Source organism: Mesorhizobium sp. M7A.F.Ca.CA.002.15.2.1 (assembly GCF_003998715.1).
Taxonomy (GTDB): Bacteria; Pseudomonadota; Alphaproteobacteria; order Rhizobiales; family Rhizobiaceae; genus Mesorhizobium; species Mesorhizobium ciceri.
Genome location: NZ_RZPI01000367.1, coordinates 1 through 5,554, shown reverse-complemented (window position 1 = coordinate 5,554; position 5,554 = coordinate 1). Strand labels below are relative to the sequence as shown.

General features: G+C 65.5%; 6 protein-coding genes. All 6 read right to left on the bottom strand.

Features of this window, described 5'->3' with window-relative positions:
• Positions 1-25: 25 nt before the first annotated feature.
• The 6 genes from ssuD to tauA all read right to left on the bottom strand — a co-directional run bounded on the left by ssuD (position 26) and on the right by tauA (position 5,513).
• Positions 26-1,189: an FMNH2-dependent alkanesulfonate monooxygenase gene (gene ssuD / locus ENZ74_RS19930; RefSeq protein ID WP_063169610.1), complete on the bottom strand. Its 1,164-nt coding sequence runs from the start codon at positions 1,187-1,189 to the stop codon at positions 26-28.
• Between the two features lie 91 nt (positions 1,190-1,280).
• Positions 1,281-2,234, bottom strand: coding sequence for a sulfonate ABC transporter substrate-binding protein (locus ENZ74_RS19925; RefSeq protein WP_127224153.1), 954 nt, complete (start codon positions 2,232-2,234; stop codon positions 1,281-1,283).
• A 240-nt stretch (positions 2,235-2,474) separates the two neighbouring features.
• Positions 2,475-2,660, bottom strand: coding sequence for a hypothetical protein (locus ENZ74_RS19920; RefSeq protein ID WP_013528709.1), 186 nt, complete (start codon positions 2,658-2,660; stop codon positions 2,475-2,477).
• Positions 2,661-2,691: 31 nt separating this feature from the next.
• A complete protein-coding gene (locus ENZ74_RS19915) occupies positions 2,692-3,552 on the bottom strand; it encodes an ABC transporter permease subunit (RefSeq protein WP_063169611.1) in 861 nt (286 codons plus the stop codon).
• Positions 3,549-4,340 carry a taurine ABC transporter ATP-binding protein gene (locus ENZ74_RS19910; protein WP_013528707.1) on the bottom strand — a complete coding sequence of 264 codons (792 nt, stop codon included), beginning with the start codon at positions 4,338-4,340 and terminating at the stop codon, positions 3,549-3,551. The genes ENZ74_RS19915 and ENZ74_RS19910 overlap by 4 nt, the downstream gene beginning before the upstream one ends.
• A 159-nt stretch (positions 4,341-4,499) precedes the next feature.
• Positions 4,500-5,513, bottom strand: a complete 1,014-nt coding sequence (gene tauA / locus ENZ74_RS19905; protein ID WP_024502228.1) for a taurine ABC transporter substrate-binding protein — start codon at positions 5,511-5,513, stop codon at positions 4,500-4,502.
• Positions 5,514-5,554 lie beyond the last annotated feature (41 nt).

Below are 5,554 nucleotides of genomic sequence, written 5' to 3'. Positions count from 1 at the left end.
TTGCTATGCAGGCGCGTGGAAAAGCTCATGACGAAGCCTGCAGGCGGTTGGCGCCATGGAAGCCGACCGAGAATTCGTTGGCGATGTTCTCATGCGCCCGCTGCCGCCTGGTGCCGAGCCCGAGCTTCGGAAACAGAAGCTCGGCGACGCGGTAGGCCTCCTCGAGATGCGGATAGCCCGAGCCGATGATGGTATCGATGCCGATCGCCTGGTATTCGCGGATGCGCCCGGCGATCTGTTCCGGCGTGCCGACCAGCGCCGTGCCGGCGCCGCCGCGCACCAGCCCGACGCCGGCCCACAGATTGGGCGACACCACCAGCCTGTCACGGCGGCCGCCATGCAGCTCCGACATGCGGCGCTGGCCGACCGAATCCATCTGGTTGAGGAAGCGCGCCTGCGCGTTTTCGATCTGGGCGTCGGTGACATGGCTGATCAGCCGGTCGGCGGCGCGCCAGGCTTCGTCCTCGGTCTCGCGCACGATGAAATGCAGCCGGATGCCGAAGCGCAGTTTTCTGCCGCGCCGCGCCGCCTTTGCGCGCGCCGCGGCCAGCTTCTCGGCGACCTGCGCCGGCGGTTCGCCCCAGGTCAGATACATGTCGACGAGGTCCGCGGCGAGGTCCTGGCCGGCATCCGACGATCCGCCGAAATAGAGCGGCGGCCGTTCCTGGTGCGGCAGAAGGTCGAGGCGGCCATTTTCGACGCGGTAATATTTGCCGTTGAAATTGACCCGCTCGCCGGACACCAGGCCGCGCCAGATGGTCAGGAATTCATGCGCCTGGGCATAGCGCTCGTTATGCGGCAGGAAGACGCCGTCGCCGGCGAGCTCGGTCGGGTTGCCGCCGACCACGACATTGAGCAGCAGGCGGCCATTGCTCAAGCGATCGAGGGCGGCGGTCTGGCGTGCGGCGAAAGTCGGCAGCGTCACGCCCGGCCGCAGCGCGACCAGGAACTTCAGTTTTTCGGTGAGTGTCGCGAGGCCCGTCGCGGTGATCCAGGAATCCTCGCAATTCTGGCCGGTCGGCAACAGCACGCCGGGAAAGCCGAGCCGGTCGACCGCCTGCGCGATCTCCTTGAAGTAGCCGAATTCGGGCGGCCGCTGCTGCTCCTCGGAACCGAGATAGGAGCCGTCGCCATGCGTCGGGATGAACCAGAAGAAATCGAGCGGTGCGGTGCTGGCAGGCGCGGTCATGTCTGGCACAGTCACGGGCGGATCTCCTGGAGATATGGGTGCGAACGCAAATGGCGCCGGGCGTTCTCATCCGGCGCCGTCAGGGGACAAGTCAGTTGCCGGGTGCCGTCCACACCGCGTCGGAGATGCGGACCGCGTTCGGGATCAGCCCGAGCTTGAAGAAGCGGTCTGCGGTCGCCTGCTGGCCGGCGATGATCTCGTCGGTGATCGGGAAGACGCCGAATTTGGTGCGGTTGGCGGCGATGATCTGCGCGTCGAGCGGCACGCCGGTCACCTCATGCAGCGCCGCGGCCACCTTGTCGCGGTTCTGGTCGGCCCATTTCGCCGCCTCGCCCAAGGCTGATATCGTTGTGGTGACGGTTTCGGGATGCGCCTTGGCGAAGTCCTTGTTGGCGAGGAAATAGGTGTTGACCTTCAGCACCTCGCTGGAGCGGGCCAGCACACGCGGCTGGTAGCGGGTTTCGGCGATGGCGAAGAACGGATCCCAGACGGTCCAGGCATCGATCTGGTCGCTGGCAAAGGCTGCGGCCGCATCCGCCGGGCTGAGATAGACCGGCGTGATCTGGTCGAACGGGATGCCGGCCTTCTCCAGCGCGGCGACGAGCAGATTGTGCGCGCTGGTGCCCTTGCCGACACCGACGCGCTTGCCCTTGAGATCGGCGACCGACTGGATCGGCGACGCCGGCTTGACGAAGATCGCCTCGCCCTCGCCATTCGACGGCAGCGCTGCGGCATAGACGATGTTGGCACCGGCCGACTGGCCGAAGATCGGCGGCGCGTCGCCGGTCCAGCCGACATCGATGGCGCCGACATTGAGCGCCTCGACCAGCGGCGGACCGGCGGTGAACTCGACCCACTTGACCGTCACGCCCTTGTCTTCAAGTGCCTTCTCGATCACCTGCTGCTGCCTGGCGATCACCGGCAGGCCGGTCTTCTGATAGCCGATGCTGAACTGCTTCAGCTCCTGCGCCGTGGCGCCGGACGACACGGCAACCGTCGCCGCCAGCAGGCCGATGCCGAAAACACGTCTCGTTAGATTGAACATTGATCCCTCTCCTTCGCTGCGGATCGGCGCCGGAAATGGCCTCGCCGGTTGGAAGATGGATGAGGCTAGGTAATTCTATAAATTTAGTAGAGGAATGATTTTGCGAGTTAGAGGGGAGAATGGGAATTATCTTCTTTGGCTACCTGGAATTCGTCATCCTGGGGTCTGCGCTGCGTCGCTTCGCCCTTGCTCGCCCTAGGATGACGAAGACGCGGGGGCTAGTGCCAATCGCCAATCCCCTCACTGCGACCAGTACTGCCAGGCCCAGTAAAAACTCTCGTCGCGTGGCGGCAGGCGGTCGCGCTCGGCGTCCCAGCGGACCGGCGTTGGCGATTTCGGTTGCTGTTCAAGCGGCTGGCTTTCCCTGGTCCAGGCGAGAAGCCAATTGCCGGCTTGGGCGAACAGCACGGCGGTGGAATGGGTCATCGTCATTCTCTCCTGCTCTTCTGATTCCCAATCATTCGCGTCCCGCCCACGGGACGAGCACGCGCTCGATCCTGCGGAGGGTGAATTCCAGCACGAAGGCAATGGCCGCGATCACCAATATGCCCATCACCACCACGTCGGTGACGAGGAACTGGGCGGCCGATTGGATCATGAAACCAAGCCCGCGCGTCGCCGCCACCAGTTCGGCGGCGACCAGCGTCGACCAGCCGGCGCCGAGCGCGATGCGCAGGCCGGTCAGGATCGACGGCAGCGCGCTGGGCAGGATGACATGGCGGACCACTTGGCGCTGAGTAGCGCCCAGTGAGCGCGCCGCATTGATGCGTTCCTGCGAAACGCCGCGAACGCCGGACGCGGTCGACAATGCCACCGGCGCCAGCATGGAAATAGTGATCACCAGGATCTTCGACGGTTCGCCGATGCCGAACCAGATGATGACCAGCGGCAGGTAGGCGAGCGGCGGGATCGGCCGCAGGAACTCCAGCAGCGGATCGAAGATGCCGCGCCCGATCGTGCTGATGCCGATGGCGAGCCCAACCGGCACGCCGACGAGGATGGCGGCGACCAGCGCGGCGAAAACCCGGCCCAGGCTGGCGACGGCATGCTGCAGCAGCGTCGCATCGACGAAGCCGTCGCGGGCGACGGTGATGAACTTGTTCCACACCGCAACCGGCGAGGGCAGGAACACTGGCGACACCAGTTGCAGGCGGGCCGACAGCGCCCACAGCGCCAGCACCACCAGGATGGTCACCACGCTGACCGCGCGCGCGGAAACGCCTTTGCGTTTCGGGCTGGACCGCGACCACGGCACCGACAGGCCGTCGGCCTCGTCGACCTTGTGTCCCGGCCGCTCGGTGTAGGAGGTAACGGTCATGCCGCCTCTCCTTCGAAGATCGCGTCGGTTAGTTCGCCGCGCGCCGCGGCGAAGGCCGGGTCGGCCTTGATGGTGCGGATGGCCTCGCCCGATGCGTAGCGCCTGGAGAAGCCCGGTTCGAAAGTTTGCACCACGCGGCCCGGGCCAGGCGCCAGCACGACGATGCGGGTGGCCAGCACCAGCGCCTCCTCGATGCCATGCGTCACCATCAGCACGCCGACATCGCTTGCCGTCCACAGATCGAGCAGCGTCGTCTGCATGCGCTCGCGCGTCAGCGCATCGAGCGCGCCGAGCGGTTCGTCGAGCAGCAGGAATTCGGGTTCGGCGGCGAGCGCCCGGGCCAGGCCGACACGCTGGCGCATACCGCCGGAAAGCTCCCAGATGCACTTGTCGCCGGCGTCGGCGAGCTTCACCAGCGCCAGCAGCTCATCGGCGCGCCGCGCCCGCTCGGCCGGAGCGACACCGCGCAGCCTGAGCGCGAAGGCAACGTTTTCGCGCGCCGTCAGCCATGGGAACAAAGCATCGTTCTGGAACACCACCGCCCGGTCCGAGCCAGGTGCTGTGATCGGCTTGCCGTTGATTGAAGCCGTACCGCGCGCCGGCGCGACAAGGCCGGCGGCGACGTTGAGCAGCGAGGTCTTGCCGCAGCCGGAACGGCCGACCAGCACGACGAAATCGCCCTTGGCGACATCGATCGACACCCGCTCGACCGCAGGCGCTGCCTGGCCGTCATAGTGGATCGAGACCTTGTCCAGTACGAGATGCGGGTCGAGCACGAGATGCGGCATGGATGCCTCGCGGTTCGTTGAAATCCGACTGCCCCGGCCCTCGTCAGCGGTTCCGGGGCAGTCAGCACGCGGCGTTAGGGAAAAAGATCCGCGCGCGTTCAGAGCAATTCCAGGAAAAGCGTGAAGCGGTTTTCCGTCCGGAATTGCGTTAAGCGAGTACTAGTTCGAGGCGAGCGCCTCGGTGACGTATTTCGACGATACGTATTTCGAATAGTCGGGAAGCACGGCGTCGATCTTGCCTTGCTCCTTGAGGAAGGTGGATGTCGCTTCGACCGCCTTGACCGTGCCGCCGCCGAGGAATTTGTCGGAGGCCTGCTCTTCCAGCGTCGGGAAGACATAGCCCTTGAGCAGCTGCGGCACTTCTTCCAGCTTGGCGCCGGTGAGTTTGGCGATCGCGGCCGCCTGCGGCGACGATACCGACCAGGCTTCGGGCTTGGCGAGGAACTCGGCATATGCCGCGCCCGTCACCTTGACGAAGTCGCGCACCGCTTCCGGGTTCTTTTCGGCGAAGTCGGTGCGCACGATCCAGGCGTCGAAGGTCGGCGCGCCCCAGGCGGCGACCTGCGAGGAATCCACCACCACCTTGCCCGTCGTCTTGATCTGGCCGAGCGCCGGATCCCAGACATAAGCGGCGTCGATGTCGCCGCGCGAGAAGGCGGCGGCGATTTCCGGAGGCCGGAGATTGAGGATCTCGACCGACTTCGGATCGACGCCCTCATGCTTCAGTGCTGCGAGCAGGCTGTAATGCGTCGTCGAGACGAACGGCACGGCGACCTTCTTGCCGGCGAGATCGGCGATTTTCTCGATGCCGGCGCCGTTGCGTGCCACCAGCGCCTCGGATTCGCCGATCAGGCCGACGATGAAGATGGTCTGGATCGGCAACTCGCGGCTCGCCGCCGCCGCCAGCGGACTCGAGCCGACATAGCCGATATCGACCGAACCGGAAGCGACCGCGGCGATGACATCGGCGCCGGAATCGAATTTGCGCCAATCAATGGTGGCCTTCGTCGCCTTTTCATAGGCGCCGTCGGCCTGCGGCACTTTCGAGGGTTCGACCACCGTCTGGTAGCCGATGGTGATCTTGAGGTCGTTGGCAAGGGCCGGGCCGAGGAAGGCCGCACCGGCAAGTGCCGCCGACGAGAGCAGAAGAATGCGTCGCGAAATGGTGGACATGAAGGGCTCCTGAAAAGAGAAAAACCGGAATGCTTCATAAT

Excerpts from the sequence above, each read along its gene's own strand:
- ssuD (WP_063169610.1), bottom strand. The coding sequence starts at position 1,189 with ATGACCGCGCCTGCCAGCACCGCACCGCTCGATTTCTTCTGGTTCATC.
- ENZ74_RS19925 (WP_127224153.1), bottom strand. The coding sequence starts at position 2,234 with ATGTTCAATCTAACGAGACGTGTTTTCGGCATCGGCCTGCTGGCGGCG.
- ENZ74_RS19920 (WP_013528709.1), bottom strand. The coding sequence starts at position 2,660 with ATGACCCATTCCACCGCCGTGCTGTTCGCCCAAGCCGGCAATTGGCTT.
- ENZ74_RS19915 (WP_063169611.1), bottom strand. The coding sequence starts at position 3,552 with ATGACCGTTACCTCCTACACCGAGCGGCCGGGACACAAGGTCGACGAG.
- ENZ74_RS19910 (WP_013528707.1), bottom strand. The coding sequence starts at position 4,340 with ATGCCGCATCTCGTGCTCGACCCGCATCTCGTACTGGACAAGGTCTCG.
- tauA (WP_024502228.1), bottom strand. The coding sequence starts at position 5,513 with ATGTCCACCATTTCGCGACGCATTCTTCTGCTCTCGTCGGCGGCACTT.